Raw genomic sequence first — 16,974 nt, 5'->3', positions numbered from 1 at the left:
ATCTGGTGCACACATTCGAGGTATGGGCGCCGATTCCGAAGTCCGTTCGCGTGGAGGTCGACGGTCGATCCCACGACATGATCCGGTCACCCGACGGTTGGTGGCGAGCCGACGTCGACGCCTCCCCGCGCTCCCGGTACGGCTTCCTTCTCGACGACGCCGACGCGCCGCTGCCCGATCCACGATCGCCGCGTCAGCCTGACGGTGTGCACCGACCGTCGCAACTCCACACTCTCGACGAGAATCTCTGGACCGACTCGAACTGGACCGGGCGACAGCTCGCGGGCTGTGTCGTCTACGAACTGCACGTGGGAACGTTCACTCCGGAGGGCACGTTCGCCGCCGCCGCCGGCAAACTCGACCACCTCGTCGACCTTGGTGTCGACTTCGTCGAGCTGATGCCCGTCAACGGCTTCAACGGCCCTCACAACTGGGGCTACGACGGCGTCCTCTGGTACACGGTCCATGAAGAATACGGCGGTCCGGACGGACTGCAGACCTTCGTCGACGCGTGTCACGCGCGCGGACTCGCGGTGGTCCTCGATACCGTCTACAACCATCTCGGACCGTCCGGGAACTACCTCGACGGATTCGGCCCGTATCTGTCGCCGGACGCCAACACCTGGGGCCCGAGCATCAACCTCGACGGTCCTGACAGCGGCGAGGTGCGCCGCTACATCATCGACAACGCACTGCGGTGGTTCCGCGAATTCCACATCGACGCGTTACGACTCGACGCCATCCACGCGCTCGTCGACCACACGGCCACTCATCTCCTCGAAGATCTGGCCATCGAGACCCGCCGACTGGCCGCGCATCTGAGGCGCCCGCTGACGCTGATTGCCGAGAGCGACCTCAACGACCCGCGACTGATCACCTCACGGTCCGCAGGTGGTTATGGCCTGGACGCTCAGTGGGACGACGACGTGCATCACGCCATCCACGCCGCGGTGTCGGGTGAGAGGCAGGGCTACTACGGAGACTTCGGTTCGATGGCCTGCCTAGCCGACACTCTGCGACAGGGATTTTTCCATGCGGGCACGTTCTCGTCGTTCCGCGGGCGCATGCATGGCAAGCCCCTGGACACCCGGCGCATTCCGGCCAGTTCCCTCGTCACCTACACGTGCACACACGATCAGATCGGCAACCGCGCGGTGGGTGACCGGCCCGGCACCTACCTCGACTCCGGGCAACTCGCGGTGAAGGCTGCACTCGTGCTGTGCTCGCCGTTTACGCCAATGCTGTTCATGGGCGAGGAATGGGGAGCGAGCACACCGTTCCAATTCTTCACCTCGCATCCCGAACCAGCGCTCGCCCGCGCCACGGCGGAGGGACGCAAGGCCGAGTTCGCGGAGCACGGATGGGCCACGGACGACGTGCCCGATCCGCAGGACCCGGCGACGTTCGAAAGGTCCAGACTCGACTGGGACGAACCCGCTCGCGAACCGCATGCCCGCCTGCTCGAGTGCTACCGCTCGCTCGTGCGCCTGCGACGCGAGCGCGGGGAACTCACCGATCCCTGGCTCGCGAACCTATCGGTGGACTACGACGAGGCGCAGCGCTGGATCATCGTGAGCCGCGGCGCGCTTCGACTCGCGTGCAACCTGAGCGCCGAGGCGGTGACCGTCCCTGTCGGCGGCTCCCCCGTGCTGTGGTGGGAGCCGCCGACCCAGGACGAAACCGCGTCCGCGATGGTGCTACCGGCTCATTCGTTCGTGGTGCTCGACGACGCGTATGCGTCCTCCGCACACGGCTCCCCCTGACGGTTGCGCAGCATCCGCAGGACGAGGATCGCGGTGGCGAACAGGATCATTGCGGTCGCGCCGGCGGCCACGTGCATGCCGTCGACGAACGCGGCCTGTGCAGATTCCAGGAATGCGGTACGCGCGGTCTCGGGAAGGTTCTGCGCCTCGGCGACTGCGGCACCGAGGGTGCCCTGGGCCGGTTCGACCCGTTCCGGGGCCAGCATCGACGTGTCCAGACCGTTCCGGAAGATCGCCATGACAACGCTGCCCAGCACGGCTACACCGAGTGCGATACCGAGTTCGTAGGCGGTTTCGGAGACCGCCGAGGCGGCGCCCGCCCGTTCGGGTTCGACGGCGCTGACGACCAGATCGGATGTCAGGGTCATCGCGATACCGACACCGGCGCCCGCGAGTCCGAACCCGATCACGAACATCGTCGGACCGCTGTCGACACCGAGGGCGAGCATCATGGCCGCACCCACGCCGGCGAGCGCCATACCGCCGCCGAGGACGTGCGAGGTGGCCCAGTAGCGCACCATCCAGGCCGCCGCGAGCGCGGTGATCGCGCTCATCAGCATGCCGGGCAGCATCAGCACGCCCGATTCGAGCGCGGTGTTGCCCAATACCAATTGCAGGTACTGGGATCCGAAGAACAGCACACCGGCCAGCGCAAAGATGGACAGCAGATTGGTGAGGACGGCTGTCGAGAATGCGGGCTGGGCGAACAATCCGATATCGATCATCGGATCCTTCATCGCCTTCTGCCTGCGAACGAACACAACACCGGACGCGACACCGACAAGACCGATCGCAAGGAGTGCTGGGGCGATCCCGTGCACAACGGACTCTTTGACGGCGTACACGAGTGGCAGCATCGTCGACATCGACAGCGCCGCACTGATCAAGTCGAAGCGTCCGGGATGCGGGTCCTTCGACTCCGGGATCACCAGCGGACCGACACAGATCAGCACGAGCATCACCGGGATATTGATCAGGAATACCGAACCCCACCAGAAGTGTTCGAGCAGCCAACCACCGATGAGCGGGCCGGCCGCCGTGCCACCGCCTGCCATCGCTCCCCACACGCCGATCGCGAGGGTGCGCTGGCGCCGGTCGACGAAGATCGTCCGAATCAGGCCCAGAGTGGCGGGCATCAGCGTCGCACCCGAGATACCCTGCAACACACGTGCCGCGATCAGCATCTCCGGTGACGGCGCCCCCGCTGCGATCAGCGAGGCGACGCCGAAACCGGCGGCGCCGATAAGCAGGAGTCGACGGCGCCCGATGCGGTCGCCGAGCGTGCCCATCGTGATGAGTAGTCCGGCAAGCACGAACGAGTAGACGTCGATGATCCACAGCAACTGCGTGCTGCTGGGTTCGAGGTCCGCACTGATGAATGGCAGCGCGAGATCGAGCACGGTGCCGTCGACCGCGATCAGGAGAACAGCGAACGCCAGGACGACCAGCCCGAGCCAGTCTCGGCGAGATGCGGAGGCACGACCCGGCCCGCCGTAGGCGTCGTTGATCCCGCGATCCGTGGACACAGACATCTGTCTTCCCGCGACTTTCCGATTCGAGAGCTGATACGGAAGGTGAACCGTCCAGCCGGTACAGTACCGATACTGTACCGTGAACCGTCCAGCCGGTAAAGTTATTTCGGGTACAGTCGCTCCCTATGGCCGCCGGTACTCGCGATCGAATACTCGACGCACTAGAGAAACTGCTGCTCGACCTGGGAATAGCGCAGGTGACACTCGAGGCCGTAGCCGCGGAGGCGGGGGTGTCCAAGGGCGGTCTGCTCTATCACTTCCCCAGCAAGGAAGCGCTCCTCGCGGCGATGGTGCGCCGACTCGGCGACCGCGCGGACGCGCAATTCGCCGACGCCGCGTCCGGCGGCGCCTCGCTGTCGGAGTGGTATCTGCAGGTCCCCGACGCGAACAGCACCGAGGAACTCGCCCTCTACCGTTCGACGATCGCCGCGCTACGCAGTGTCGACGGTCAGCACGACGAGATCCAGAAGGCTGTCACCGAGGTTATGCGCGGCTGGGACGAAGGCCTACAGAGCGAAATCACCGATCCCGTCCTAGCCGAGATCGTGCGACTGGTCGGTGACGGAATCTACCTTGCCGCATTGCTCGGGCTCCCCATGCCCGAGCCCGCGCTGTATGCCAAGGTGGTCGCGCGCCTGCTCCAGCAATAGCGCCTCACGTGAGGTAGCGGTATGCGGGACTTCCCGGTTCGAGACGCTCCACCTGTATCCGGGACTGCTCCATCCGGTCGAGCAACTCGCCCAGCCCCTCCGCCTTGCCGAGTTCGATACCCACCAGCGCGGCGCCGGTCTCCCTGTTGTTTCGCTTCACGTACTCGAACAGCGTGATGTCGTCCTCGGGACCGAGCACCTCGTCGAGGAACCGACGCAGCGCGCCAGGCTCCTGTGGGAAGTCCACGAGAAAGTAGTGCTTGAGGCCGAGATTCACGAGGGAGCGTTCCAGGATCTCGCCGTACCGCGAGACATCGTTGTTGCCCCCGGAGATCAAGCACACCACCGTCGAACCGGGTTCGAATGTGATGTTGGCGAGTACCGCCACCGACAGTGCGCCCGCCGGTTCCGCGATGATGCCCTCGTTCTGATACAGCTCGAGCATCGTCGTGCAGAGCGCACCCTCGTCGAGGTTGGTCATCACGAAGGACTCGGCGTCGAGTTGAATCGTGGCCGACCGGCTCGGCTGGAGCAGCGAGGTGTGCGAGACCACCTCGGCGCCCAGAGCGGAGGCGACAGCGTAGGGAAGGTCGCCCACTCGCCTCACGGACGCTCCGTCGACGAAGGGGTCGATCTCTGTCAGCGTCACGGGTGCGCCGGCTACCAGGGCCGCCGTCATCGACGCCGCGCCTGTCGGTTCGACCCCCACGATGGCCGTCCCGGTCGCGCGGGCACGCAGGTAGGTCGCGATGCCGGCGATGCATCCGCCGCCACCGACCGGAACGAGGACGGCGTCGGGCGATGCGCCGAGTTGGGCGAGGATCTCGGCCGCGATGGTGCCCTGCCCGGCAGCGGTGCGGACGTCGTCGAACGGCGGAACCATCGTCGCGCCCGTGTGCCGGACGTCGGCCTCCGCGGCGGCGGCCGCAGCGTCGTACGTCTCCCCCGTCAGGATCAGTTCGACGAACTCGCCGCCGTGCGCACGGATGCGGTCGCGCTTTTGCTTGGGAGTGTTCGACGGAACGTAGATGCGGCCGCTGATCTCCATCGAACGGCAGGCGAACGCAACGCCCTGCGCATGGTTGCCTGCGCTGGCGGCCACCACTCCGGCCGTGCGCTCCTCAGCGTCGAGTTGGGCCATGAGGTTATAGGCGCCGCGCAGTTTGTACGAGCGGGCCACCTGGAGGTCCTCCCGCTTCAGGTAGACATTCGCGCCCGTCAGAGCAGACAGTCGCTCATTCCGCTGCAGCGGGGTCGCATCGATCACGTGGGAAATTCGCTCGATGGCCGCGTCGATCTCGCCCACAGTGAGGGGACAGGTGATGTTCTGGGCTGCGGTATCGGGCGTTGTGGACACCCGAACATATTCCCACTCTCGCGCCATCACGTACCAGCCGGGTTCAGCCGGGCGGATCGAATTGCGGCGGTCGCCGACATATGTTCGATTTCGCCGACCACCCGGCCACGCCGCCGTTCGTCAGCATCGGGTTCGCGCCGGTGTCGGCGAAGAGGGTGATGCCGGACCCGGTGTCATGCGGGTTCGAGAACGAACACGGGGATCACCCGGTCCGTATTCTTCTGATACTCGGCGTATTCGGGGTACGCGGCGACGGCGCGTACCCACCATTTGGCCTTCTCGTCGCCGGTTACCTCTCGGGCCACCATGTCCTGCTTCAACGCCCCATCGCGCAACTCGACGAGCGGCTCGGCCTTCACGTTGTAGTACCAGACGGGATTCTTGGGGGCGCCGCCGAGGGAGGCGACGATCGCGTACGCCCCCTCGTGTTCGACGCGCATCAACGGGATCTTGCGAAGCTTCCCGGACTTCACGCCGCGGGTGGTCAACAAGATCACGGGCATGTCCGCCAGTGTCGTCCCCTCCGCCCCATCAGTGGATTCGATCAAGTCGGCCTGGTCTGCGGACCATTTCAACGAACCGGGCTCATATTCACCTGTGAGTGGCATGCCTCCAGTCAACACCACTGAATGTCGAGCGCACTGGCCGGGGCGATCGCCACCCCGAACGTTCCGCACAACCCGCCACCCACTCGCCGATTGAGTAGGAATACTAGACCCTCATCAAATTGTTCGTTGCGCCGAATTCAGGTCTTCGAGTAACCTGATCAGATGGGGAGGGCGTGTGCGTTCCCAGCCATCGGACAATGAGGTGACCTGCGATGCCGACTAATTGCATTGGGATGCGCCGCGACGGCGACGCTATCCGGACGGTCGACATAGCAGGTACGGACTGGCCCATCCACAAACTCGAGGCCCTCTGCGTTGCCCTGCTGGCCTTCGTGCTAGTGCTCGTTGTCACCCAGACGTTGCAGGCGGCCGTGCTCACCGCCGCCGCCATAGCCGTCGTCGTATGGTGGGCGCGGCGCCTCTACGCCTCCGGCCCTTCCGGCCACCTCGAGGCCGAACCGTCACACGGACAGGCAACTGGGGCCCAGTAGCGCCTTGAGGTCACCCATCAACGCCGACGACGGTTCTACCCGCAGCACGTCGTCGACCTTCCACAAGGTGACCTCGGTTCCACCGATCAACCGCACATGCACGTCGGAGGTTCCCGGGTGCCGTGTGAGTACCTGCCGCAGAGCCCCGAGTTTGTCCTTCGTGCACTGACGCAGCGGCAGGCTCACCGCCAGCGGCTTCGCGACGCCCACCGCCGAAAGATCGGGCACCACAAGGTCGTTGGCAATGAGTGAGATCCTGTCGTCACGAATCGAAACACGTCCCTTGACCAGCACGACGGAGTCCTCCGTGACGTCCATCCCGTAGACCGAGTAGGCCTGTGGGAAGAACAACACCTCGATACCACCGGCTAGATCCTCGAGTTGCGCGGACGCCCAGGTGAGGCCGTTCTTGTTGATCCTCCGGTTCACGGAGGCGAGGATGCCGCCGACGGTCACCTGGGTGCCGTCTTTGATGTCACCCTCGAGGATCGTCGCAATCGCGGTATCGGACTGCGCCGACAGCACGTGTTCGACACCGTTCAGCGGGTGCCCGGAGACATAGAGTCCCAGCATTTCCCGCTCCAACGCCAACCGGTGCTTCGAGTCCCACTCCTCCTCTGGAATCTTCACGTTGAACACTGAGGCGATCGACTCGTCGGCGTCGGCGCCACCGAACAGGTCGAATTGACCGATCGACTCCGCCTTCTTGGTGCCCATCACCGCGTCGATGGCGTCTGCGTGGACCAGCAGGAGACCCTTGCGCGGGTGGCCCAGCGAGTCGAAACCGCCCGCCTTGATCAGGGATTCGGTGACCTTCTTGGAGCACGCCGCGGCATCGATCTTGCCCAGGTAGTCGGAGAAGTCAACGAACTTGGACTTCTCCCTACGCGCCTTGATGATCGAGCTCACGACGTTGGCGCCGACGTTGCGGACGGCACCCATACCGAACCGGATGTCCTCGCCGACGGAAGCGAAGTCGACCTCCGATTCGTTGACGTCGGGCGGGAGCACTATGATCCCCATCCTGCGGCAGTCGGCCAGGTAGATCGCAGCCTTGTCCTTGTCGTCACCGACCGACGTGAGCAGTCCGGCCATGTACTCGGACGGATAATTGGCCTTGAGGTACCCGGTCCAGAACGAAACCAGTCCGTACCCGGCGGCGTGCGACTTGTTGAACGCGTACCCGGCGAACGGCAGGATGGTGTCCCACAGTGCTTTGATAGCCGGCTCGGAGAATTCGTTGGTGAGCATGCCCTCACGGAAGCCGGCATAGGCCTCCTCCAGAACGGACAGTTTCTTCTTACCCATGGCTCGGCGAAGAATGTCGGCCTGTCCGAGAGAGTACCCGGCCACCTTCTGCGCGATCTGCATGATCTGCTCTTGGTAGACGATCAGGCCATACGTGTCGGCCAGAATCTCCTTCAGGGGTTCCTCGAGCTCCGGGTGAATGGGTTTGACCTCTTGCCGCCCGTTCTTGCGGTCGGCGTAGTCGTTGTGCGCGTTCATCCCCATCGGGCCGGGCCGGTACAGCGCGAGCACCGCGACGATGTCCTCGAAGCCGGTGGGTTGCATGCGGCGGAGCAGATCGCGCATGGCGCTGCCGTCGAGTTGGAATACACCGAGTGTGTCACCGCGCGAGAGCAGATCGTAGGTGGCCGGATCGTCGAGTGGGAGGGTGTCCAGATCCAGATCAATACCGCGGTTGGCCTTGATGTTGTCGATGGCGTCACCGATGACGGTGAGGTTCCGCAGTCCGAGGAAGTCCATCTTGAGCAGGCCGATGGCCTCGCACGACGGGTAGTCCCAGCCGGTGATGATGGCACCGTCCTGGGCACGCTTCCACACGGGTATGGCGTCCATCAGCGGCTCGGACGACATGATCACCGCGCAGGCGTGGACGCCGGCGTTTCGGATCAGGCCTTCGAGGCCCTTGGCCGTCTGGTAGATCTTCGCGACGTCCGGATTGGAGTCGATGAGGGCGCGAACCTCCACCGCTTCCTTGTAGCGTTCGTGGTCCGGGTCGGTGATGCCGGACACCGAGATGTCCTTGGCCATGATCGGCGGTGGCAGCGCCTTCGTGATCTGGTCGGCGATCGCGAACCCCGGCTGGCCGAACTGCACTCGGGCGGAGTCCTTGATTGCGGCCTTCGTCTTGATGGTGCCGAACGTGATGACCTGGGCGACGCGGTCGCTCCCCCACTTGTCCGTCGCGTAGCGCACCATCTCGCCGCGACGACGATCATCGAAGTCGATATCGATATCGGGCATGGATACGCGCTCGGGGTTCAGGAACCGCTCGAAGAGCAGACCATGCGGGATGGGGTCGATGTTGGTGATACCCATCGCGTAAGCGACGAGCGAACCGGCGGCCGAGCCGCGACCGGGGCCGACACGGATGCCGACGTCGCGGGCGTGGTTGATGAGATCACCCACGACGAGGAAGTATGCGGGGAATCCCATTTCGAGGATGACGCCGATCTCGTAGTCGGCGCGGGCCAGGTAGTCCTGCGGCGGTCCGTCGGGGAACCGCCGGTCGAGACCGCTCAGCACCTCCTTACGGAGCCAGGTGTCCTGCGTCTCGCCCTCTGGAACGGGGAAGATCGGCATCCGGTCGCGGTGTTCCCACACTTCGTCGTACGGCTGGACGCGCTCGGCGATCAGTAAGGTGCTGTCGCAGGCGCCGGGCACCTGGTCGTCCCAGAGCTCACGCATCTCCGCCGCGGACTTGAGAAAGTAGCCGTCGCCGTCGAACTTGAAGCGAGTGGGGTCGGACAGCGTCTTACCGGTCTGGATGCAGAGCAGCGCCTCGTGGTTCTCCGCGGCTTCCTTGGTGACGTAATGGCAGTCGTTGGTCGCGAGCGGAGGAATCTCGAGCTTCTTGCTGATCTCGAGCAGCCCTTCGCGGACCCGGCGTTCGATCGACAGACCGTGGTCCATCAGTTCGAGAAAGAAGTTGTCCTTACCCCAGATCTCCTGCCACTTGGCTGCAGCCTCGAGTGCCTCGCGGTCGTGCCCGAGGCGCAGACGCGTCTGGATCTCGCCGGACGGGCATCCGGTTGTGGCGATGATGCCCTCGTGATTGGCAGCGATGAGCTCTTCGTCCATCCGCGCCCACTTGCCGAGTTGCCCCTCGATCGACGCGAGCGAGGACAGCTTGAACAGATTGCGCAGGCCGGTGGTGTTCTCCGCGACCATCGTCATGTGGGTGTACGCACCGCTACCGGAGACATCGTCGGATTTCTGACCGCGGTCACCCCAGAGCACACGTTTGGTGTTGAAGCGCGACTCGGGCGCGACATACGCCTCGATGCCGATGATCGGCTTGATGCCCTGTTTCTTCGCCACGTTGTAGAACTCGCTGGCGCCGTACATGTTGCCGTGGTCGGTCATACCCACCGCCGACATGCCCAGTCGCTCCGCTTCTTCGAACATGGCGCCAACCTTGGCCGCGCCGTCGAGCATCGAATATTCGGTGTGGTTGTGCAGATGTACGAACGAGTCAGCCACGTGCGTGCGCCTCTCTGAAGGTCTGGGAGCGTCACGAGTGTATGCCCTCTCACCGACAGCGCCTCTCGGCGACGGTCGGTGTCGGAGAAGTCGTGACGGGAGTTACTGGACGGGAGCCGGCGTCGAGTCGACGGTGCGCCTCTCTCGCCGGGTCCGCACCAGCAGGTCGGTACTGAAGATCAGAAGCGCCATCCAGATCAGCGCAAATCCCACCCACCGCGACGGAGGCATGTCCTCGTGGAGAACTGCGATGCCCCACACCATCTGCAGCGCGGGTGTCAGGTACTGCAGCATGCCCAGTGTGCGCAAGGGCACCCGCTGCGCCGCGGCCCCGAACAGCAGGAGCGGCAGCGCAGTCACGGGTCCCGCAGCCATCAGCAGCAGGCTGTGTCCAGAGCCGTTGCCGAAGAACGTACCGGCGCCCGTGAAGGCCAGGAACACCAGGTAGCCGACCGCGATCGGTGCGGCCACGATTCCCTCGGCGGTCAGACTCGTCCGCGGATCGAGCGGCATCACCTTCTTGCACAGGCCGTACAGCGCGAACGAGGCGGCCAGCGTGAGGGCGATATACGGCGGATGACCGTAGTCGACGGTGATCACCAGCACCGCCGTCGCCGCGAGTGCGAGGGCCACGATCTGGACCGGAACGAGTCGTTCCCTGAAGATCACCACACCGAGCAGGACGCTTACCAAGGGATTGATGAAGTAGCCGAGCGCAGCCTCGATGACTCGGCCGGACGTCACCCCGTAGACATAGGTCCCCCAGTTCACCGCGATGGCTGTCGAGGCGGCCGAAACCAGCAGCCATGTCCGCACACCTAGTCCGCGCAGCGAGCCGATACGACCGGACACCGCGAGCACGACGAACATGAGGGCCAGCGTCCACACGATCCGGTGGGCCAGGATCCCGCCCGGTCCGGCAGGGCCGAGCAAGCCGAAGAAGGCCGGGAACGCGCCCCACATCACGTAGGCGCCGACGCCATACGCCGCACCGACCGTTTCGATCTTTCTCTCCGTCACGAGCCACCACAGGGAACGAAGCCGTCGTCGGGGCCGGGCTCGACGAACTCGACCTGTTCCGGAAGAAGCGGTCGTACGGCGAACCGGCCGAACACGGCGTCAGCGCTGAGCGCCTCGACCACCCGCACTTCCGGCGCGGACCGCATCGCCGTCAATTGATCGAGATCAGCGCGCACGACGACGCCGATCACGCAGGCGCAGTTGCGGGAAAGTTCCTCCGCGGACACCGCAGAGATGTTGGCCTGCCGATCCGTCTCGCCCGTCTTCATCGGGACCCGCCCGGCGGCCAGAACGCTCGCTCGGGCGAGTGCCGCGTCACCGGCAGCGACGGAGACGGCGATGAGGGGCGTCTGCACGCGTTCGAGGGGCACCCGGAACATAACCTGAGACACGCGCACGCCCAAGGCGAGTTCCCGCACGACCCCGGTGGTCACCGGGGTCTCGAACGAGACCAGCGCCCAGCGTTCGCCCCGCAACTCCTGATCGAGCGATCGAGACGATCGGGCCAGGTAATCGGATACTCTTTCCCCGTTTTCCGGGCCCAGAGTGTCCGTCGACACGGGCACCCGCCGAACAGGATTGACGACTCCGAGTACTACGGTGACCGCAACGAGAACCACTGCGGCGAGAACCACTGCGGCGACAGCCGAGACCGCGTATCCCCCCTGACGCCGACGCGTCACCTCAGTTCGACCGGAGAACCTCGAGGGCGACCTCGAGATCCTTCGGATACTTGGATGTGATCTCCACCCACCGCCCGTCCGCAGGGTGTGCGAAGCCCAGGGATCGGGCATGCAGCCACTGACGCTCCAGACCGAGACGTTCCGCCAGACGCGGATCCGCCCCGTACGTCAGGTCGCCGCAACACGGGTGTCGCAGCGCGGCAAAATGCACGCGGATCTGGTGCGTGCGTCCCGTCTCCAGGTGGATGTCCAGCAGGCTCGCCGACTGGAACGCCTCGACGGTGTCGTAGTGCGTGACACTCGGCTTGCCGTCCGCGGTGACCGTGAACTTCCAGTCGTTGCTGCGATGTCTTCCGATCGGCGCGTCGATGGTTCCGCTGCTCGGATCCGGGTGACCCTGCACCAGGGCGTGGTATCGCTTGTCGATGGTCCGCTGCTTGAACGCCCGCTTGAGCAGCGTGTAGGCGCGTTCCGACGTCGCCACCACCATGACCCCGGACGTGCCGACATCCAGGCGATGCACGATGCCTTGGCGTTCATGCGCGCCCGACGTCGAGATCCGGAAGCCCGCAGCGGCGAGACCACCGATGACCGTCGGTCCGGTCCATCCCACGCTGGCGTGCGCGGCGACACCCACTGGCTTATCGACGGCGACTACGTCGTCGTCCGCATAGAGGATCTCCATGCCCTCGACGGGCTCCGCCTCGATGGCCAGAGGCCGCGGTGGTTCCGGCATTTCCACCTCGAGCCACGATCCGGCAGACAGACGGTCCGATTTGCCGACGGCTGCGCCGTCGACCAGCACCGAACCCTCCTCGGTGAGTTGGGCGACCGCGGTGCGCGACAGGCCCAGCAGTCGAGCGAGACCGGCGTCGACTCTCATCGCCTCGAGTCCGTCCGGGACCGGCATGGACCGTGTTTCCCTCACTTCTCCACCCCCCGACGTTGTCCGTCCGGGTCCAGGCCTATCAGCGTGAGCACGACGAGCAGGACTGCGCCACACACGATGCCGGAGTCGGCCACATTGAACACCGGCCACCAGCCGACCGAAACGAAATCGACGACATGGCCCTGCATCACTCCGGGTGCCCGGAAGAAACGGTCGACGAGATTGCCAAGGGCACCCCCGAGTACCAGTCCCAGACCGAGCGCCCACCACGGTGACCGGAGCGTACGACCGATCTTGATGACACCTATGACCACGCCCACCGCAACCAACGTGAGCAACCACGTCATACTCGTGGCCATGGAGAACGCCGCACCGGGGTTGCGGACCAATCGCAACGAGACGACGTCCCCGACCAGCCAGATCGGGTGGCCGGGCTCGATGTTGGCGACGGCGAGGATCTTCGTCAGCAGATCCAGGGCGAGGACGACACCCGCGACCGCAAACAGAAGCAACATTCGCCGAGGCTTCGGCGTCTCCGGTCGGTCTTCGACGTCGGTCTCGTTCTCTGCCGTGGGGTCTCGACTCACCCTTTCATCATCCACTACGCAGGAAAGCTACCCCTCACGCACTCCCGAACGGCAGCTAGCCTGGGTATGTGCCACTGTTCTCGAAAGCTCCACGACCCCGATTCCGACTGCTCGGGGCAACCATCTCCCTGCTCGTCCTCGCCGCGGGATGTGGAGGTGGCGTCGGTTCCTCGGAGCCGAGCCCCGCGGGGTCCGAACCCACGCCCGGAGAAGTGACCGTTCCCATCTCAGCCACCACCGTCGAAGTGACGCAACCCGGCCAGGAACCCCGCGAGGTGATTCGGCGCCGACTACCGGACGGTGTCTCGCAGCAGGCAACGCTGATCACCTACGCGCAGGTGTTCCAGCAGATCGATAATCAGCCCCCCCCAGGACTTCTCTTCTCCCGAGGTCACCGTGCCCCTCGCCGCCGTCGTCAATCAGCGTCCCGAGGACGTCGACGGCGAGACCACCGTCGACCTCACATTCGGCCACGTCACCAGTCCCAACGAGCGCCTCGGACTCGCTCTCGAAGCGAGCGAAGGGGCAGGGGCCGGCTTCACGATCGAGCCCACCAGTGCGATCACCGAACTGCAATTGCGTCCGAACGCCAATGCTCAGGACATCGCTCGGTCCGCGGTCGAACAGGCCTTCTACCAGGCCGTGTACCGAACGATCCCGTTTCCCACGGAGCCAGTAGGAGTGGGAGCCCAGTGGACGATCCATCAGCAGGTGATGAGCGGCATCGCGCTCGACCAGACTGCCGTCGCGACTCTCACAGCCCGTGACGGCGACCTGTTGACCGTCGACTACACGATCGACCAGCAGCCGACCTCCCCGGTTTGGACCCTGCCCGGCGGGGCGGGCACGCTCAACGTCGACCGGTACGTGATGCAGGGTTCGGGCAGTGTCGCCATCGATCTCGACCTTCCGCTGCCCGTCGCCGGGACCGTCACTGTGACCGGGGATCAGCAGTACAGCGACCCGGACGGCCCTACGCGCCTGCAGCAGACCACGTCGAACCGCGTCGAGTGGACTTCCTGATGCGCCGTGGCCCGGCCGCCACCACCACCTGCCCGCTGCTCGCGGTGCTCGCGTTGTCGGCGTGCTCGTCCGCGGACGGCGATGCCGAGGCCGCGATATCGCTCGCTCCGCTCGGACCAGCAGTGACCGTATCGCCGGACGCCTCTGGAGTGCCGTTCGTTGATCAGGCGACACTCCGGGCGGCCCTGCTCGACATCGGTGACCTTCCGGCCGGATTCTCGCCGGTGCCCAACCTCGAAGATCTGGGGTTGCAGCGTGGCCCTGAAACGACGGACCCCGGCACAGCACCGGCAGCGAGCACGGACCCGGCACAGTGCGGCGCGATCCTCTCCCCCGTCGCCGACCAGCGGGCCGGGGCGGTCGTCTCGGCGTCGAGTTCGTTCGCTGGCCCGGGGTTCACCACCATCGACCAGGATGCGGCGAGCTACGGAACCGGCGCCGACGCAGCCGAGGCGTTCGCGGAGGTGCAGCACAGCCTCGACCACTGCGCCGAGTACTCGGGAACGGACGCGGACGGTGTGCAAGTGCAGTACCGGATCGGCGCACGGGACCAGGAGCCTGTGGGCGATGCGTCGGCTGCGTTCCGGCTCGTCACCACAAGCGCGGGCCTCGATCTCGTCTCCGACGTGGTGGTGGTCGTCGTCGGGGGCACCGTCAGCCAACTCGTCGCGACGGGACAGGACCCGATCGACGCAGGCGTCTTCGACGGTCTGACCCGCACCGTGGTGAACAAACTGGTGCCTGCGCCCGCCGGCTGAATCAACCGGGCCTCGAACGACAGATGCCGACGCCCCGGAAGGGACGCCGGCATCCGGGTGAGAACGCTGTCCGTCAGGACCGCGCGGTTCAGTCTGAGATCAGGCCACGCATGCGGGCGAGGTCAACTGCGCCATCGAGACGATCTGACACGCGGTAACATTCGACAGCTTCCACGTTCCGTTCTCGCCAGGAATGAAGATGGCCGGAAGGCCGCCCTGCAGGATCTGGCCGTCGATGGTCAGCTGCAACTGTCCACTGGCGGTGCCGTCCCCGTTGTCGATGACCGGGTCGAGTACGGTGACCTCGGCGTTGTTGGCCCTGGCTGCGGCGGCAACCTGGTTGATGAGCTCCGGATCCTGCTCCGAGCCCTCGACCATCATCGACTTCTCCTCGAGCGGCGTCGCCGGATCCAGACCCTTCATCAGAAGTAAGTTGAACTCGGCCGCGGTGGGTACAACGAGTTCTTCCGCGGTCTCGGCAGCTGCGGAAGTTGTGGTGGTCGTGGTCTTGGTCGCCGGGTCACCATCGTCCGAACCACAGGCGGACATCGTGAGGGCAGCGGCGATCGCTACTGCGGAAACCGTGATCTTATGAAGCTTCAACTCGATAACCTCTTCATTCTCGGGTATTCGTTTCTCGGGCGACCTGGTCATCTCGAAGCCCGGGGCCGACATTTACCCAACGGTAAGCATTGCCGGGTGAGGCTACCTTCTCTTCGAGTCCGGCTTCCACCCGCTGATGCGGCACGGGCCGGTCACTCGAGCGACCCTTCCATATCAGCCCGTTGGAGCTGCTCCTCGTCCTGGTTGAACGTCCGAGCGATCCCCGACCCCGTTGTGCGCGTTTCGAATCGCACCGTCACGACCCCGTGTCCGGCGCCCTGCACCCAACCGTGACCGAAGTCCTGGTGCATCACGTCGAGACCGGGATACCACCGACCGTCGATTTCGTGAGCCGGTGCCGGCGCGGTGCGAGCCACGTGGTCGCCGCCGCCCCCGTCCTGGATTCTCGATTCCTCGTAGCCGGGGACGTCCAGTTCCAACTCCGGGAACAGTGAGCCCTGGCGCACAGTCGACAGACCGGCGAACCCTACGCCGACCAGTCGCACCGGTCCGAGTTCGATCGGGTCGATCACCTGACGCTGCGCGGCGGCAACCAGGATCTGACGGTCGAGGGTGGCATACGGCAGCGTCACGGATCGCGTCACGATACTCATGTCGGCCTTCCTCAGTTTCAGCACCACGGTCCGGGCCGCCCTGCCGTCCCTGTGCAGTCGCGCGAAGGCCGCCGCCGCGCTCGATTCGACCGCTCCGCGCAACTCCCCCAGCGTGACGATGTCGGTGGCGAAGGTGGTCTCGGCACTGACCTGTTTGGACTCCGCACGCTCGGCCACCGGACGGTTGTCGATCCCCCGCGCCAGTCGGTGCAGTCCGGGTCCGATCGTCGTGCCCAGGATGGAGGCCACTTCCGATTCCGAGGTGCGGGCGAAGCCTCCGATCGTCTCGATGCCGAGCCGTTTCAGCTTCTCCTCCGCGACCGGGCCGATGCCCCACAGTTTGCGCACCGGCAGTCCGTCCAACAGCGCACGTTGTTCGGCCGGTGGAATCACCGTGATCCCATTCGGCTTGGCCAGGCCCGAGGCGATCTTGGCCGCCTGCTTCCCCGACCCGGCACCGATCGAGGCGATCAGTCCCGTCTCCTCGAGAACGAGGGCGCGCAGGCCCTCGCAATAGCGTTGCACCGTAGAAGCATCCGTCCCGGCCAGTTCGGTGGGTTCGCCGAAGGCCTCGTCCATCGACAGTTGCTCGAGCACCGGCATCGGGCCGCGGAGTGCGTCGAACACGGACTTGCTCAACAAGCCATAGAGTCGGCCACGGGGCGGCAACACGACAGCACCGGGACCCACGAGTCGCCGCGCCTGATGCATCGGCATTGCCGAGCACGCGCCGAATATGCGCGCCTCGTAGCTGGCCCCGGCGACGACTCCGCGTCCGCCGAGACCGCCGACCAAGACCGGGCGGCCACGAAGCGTCGGCCGGGTGAGTTGCTCGACCGACGCGAAGAACGCGTCCATATCGAGATGCAGGACCCACCGTCGACTCACC

14 protein-coding genes and 1 pseudogene are annotated in these 16,974 nt (G+C 65.4%); 5 read left to right on the top strand and 10 right to left on the bottom strand.

Annotation, left to right across the window (positions count from 1 at the left end):
- Positions 1-5 precede the first annotated feature (5 nt).
- The gene (treZ, locus tag RM2_RS09325; RefSeq protein WP_072688549.1) at positions 6-1,763 is read left to right on the top strand and encodes a malto-oligosyltrehalose trehalohydrolase; all 1,758 of its coding nucleotides are present in this window, start codon (positions 6-8) and stop codon (positions 1,761-1,763) included.
- Here the strand turns inward: treZ and RM2_RS09320 are convergent.
- Complete coding sequence (locus tag RM2_RS09320; protein ID WP_072688548.1) at positions 1,706-3,295, bottom strand: MFS transporter; 1,590 nt, start codon at positions 3,293-3,295, stop codon at positions 1,706-1,708. The two genes, treZ and RM2_RS09320, sit on opposite strands and share 58 nt — an antisense overlap.
- A gap of 125 nt (positions 3,296-3,420) precedes the next feature.
- Between RM2_RS09320 and RM2_RS09315 the strand changes: the two genes are divergently transcribed.
- Positions 3,421-3,945, top strand: a complete 525-nt coding sequence (locus tag RM2_RS09315) for a TetR/AcrR family transcriptional regulator (protein ID WP_072688547.1) — start codon at positions 3,421-3,423, stop codon at positions 3,943-3,945.
- Positions 3,946-3,949: 4 nt separating this feature from the next.
- On the opposite strand, the gene ilvA is transcribed toward RM2_RS09315, so the two are convergent.
- Both ilvA and RM2_RS09305 read right to left on the bottom strand, forming a co-directional pair.
- On the bottom strand, positions 3,950-5,302 hold the full coding sequence (ilvA, locus tag RM2_RS09310; RefSeq protein WP_072688666.1) for a threonine ammonia-lyase IlvA: 1,353 nt from the start codon (positions 5,300-5,302) through the stop codon (positions 3,950-3,952).
- Positions 5,303-5,475: 173 nt separating this feature from the next.
- Positions 5,476-5,910, bottom strand: a complete 435-nt coding sequence (locus RM2_RS09305; RefSeq protein ID WP_072688546.1) for a nitroreductase family deazaflavin-dependent oxidoreductase — start codon at positions 5,908-5,910, stop codon at positions 5,476-5,478.
- A gap of 212 nt (positions 5,911-6,122) precedes the next feature.
- Here RM2_RS09305 and RM2_RS09300 point away from each other — a divergent pair, with 212 nt between their 5' ends.
- Positions 6,123-6,401, top strand: a complete 279-nt coding sequence (locus RM2_RS09300; RefSeq protein ID WP_072688545.1) for a hypothetical protein — start codon at positions 6,123-6,125, stop codon at positions 6,399-6,401.
- Here RM2_RS09300 and dnaE read toward each other — a convergent pair.
- The 5 genes from dnaE to lspA all read right to left on the bottom strand — a co-directional run bounded on the left by dnaE (position 6,372) and on the right by lspA (position 13,102).
- Positions 6,372-9,908, bottom strand: coding sequence for a DNA polymerase III subunit alpha (dnaE, locus tag RM2_RS09295; RefSeq protein WP_072688544.1), 3,537 nt, complete (start codon positions 9,906-9,908; stop codon positions 6,372-6,374). The genes RM2_RS09300 and dnaE overlap by 30 nt on opposite strands.
- Before the next feature lie 102 nt (positions 9,909-10,010).
- On the bottom strand, positions 10,011-10,928 hold the full coding sequence (gene rarD, locus RM2_RS09290; protein ID WP_072688543.1) for an EamA family transporter RarD: 918 nt from the start codon (positions 10,926-10,928) through the stop codon (positions 10,011-10,013).
- Entirely contained in the window at positions 10,925-11,611 is a 687-nt protein-coding gene (locus tag RM2_RS09285) for a hypothetical protein (protein WP_084721706.1), read from the bottom strand. The genes rarD and RM2_RS09285 overlap by 4 nt, the downstream gene beginning before the upstream one ends.
- Before the next feature lies 1 nt (position 11,612).
- Positions 11,613-12,521, bottom strand: a complete 909-nt coding sequence (locus tag RM2_RS09280; RefSeq protein ID WP_174553841.1) for an RluA family pseudouridine synthase — start codon at positions 12,519-12,521, stop codon at positions 11,613-11,615.
- A gap of 14 nt (positions 12,522-12,535) precedes the next feature.
- Positions 12,536-13,102 (bottom strand): signal peptidase II, encoded by a 567-nt coding sequence (gene lspA, locus RM2_RS09275; RefSeq protein ID WP_174553840.1) that lies wholly within the window; start codon positions 13,100-13,102, stop codon positions 12,536-12,538.
- A gap of 53 nt (positions 13,103-13,155) precedes the next feature.
- Here lspA and RM2_RS09270 point away from each other — a divergent pair.
- A pseudogene (locus RM2_RS09270) lies at positions 13,156-14,110 on the top strand (hypothetical protein).
- Positions 14,110-14,868, top strand: coding sequence for a sensor domain-containing protein (locus tag RM2_RS09265; protein ID WP_072688662.1), 759 nt, complete (start codon positions 14,110-14,112; stop codon positions 14,866-14,868). The pseudogene RM2_RS09270 and the gene RM2_RS09265 overlap by 1 nt, the downstream one beginning before the upstream one ends.
- 99 nt (positions 14,869-14,967) lie before the next feature.
- Here the strand turns inward: RM2_RS09265 and RM2_RS09260 are convergent, their stop codons facing one another.
- Together RM2_RS09260 and RM2_RS09255 are read right to left on the bottom strand one after the other, a co-directional pair.
- Positions 14,968-15,471, bottom strand: a complete 504-nt coding sequence (locus tag RM2_RS09260; RefSeq protein ID WP_072688661.1) for a WKL family lipoprotein — start codon at positions 15,469-15,471, stop codon at positions 14,968-14,970.
- Positions 15,472-15,623: 152 nt separating this feature from the next.
- A complete protein-coding gene (locus RM2_RS09255; RefSeq protein WP_072688540.1) occupies positions 15,624-16,973 on the bottom strand; it encodes a DNA polymerase IV in 1,350 nt (449 codons plus the stop codon).
- Position 16,974 lies beyond the last annotated feature (1 nt).

The sequence above is a fragment of the Rhodococcus marinonascens NBRC 14363 genome, assembly GCF_001894885.1.
Lineage (GTDB): Bacteria > Actinomycetota > Actinomycetes > Mycobacteriales > Mycobacteriaceae > Rhodococcus_F > Rhodococcus_F marinonascens.
This window is presented reverse-complemented; position numbering and strand designations above follow the sequence as displayed.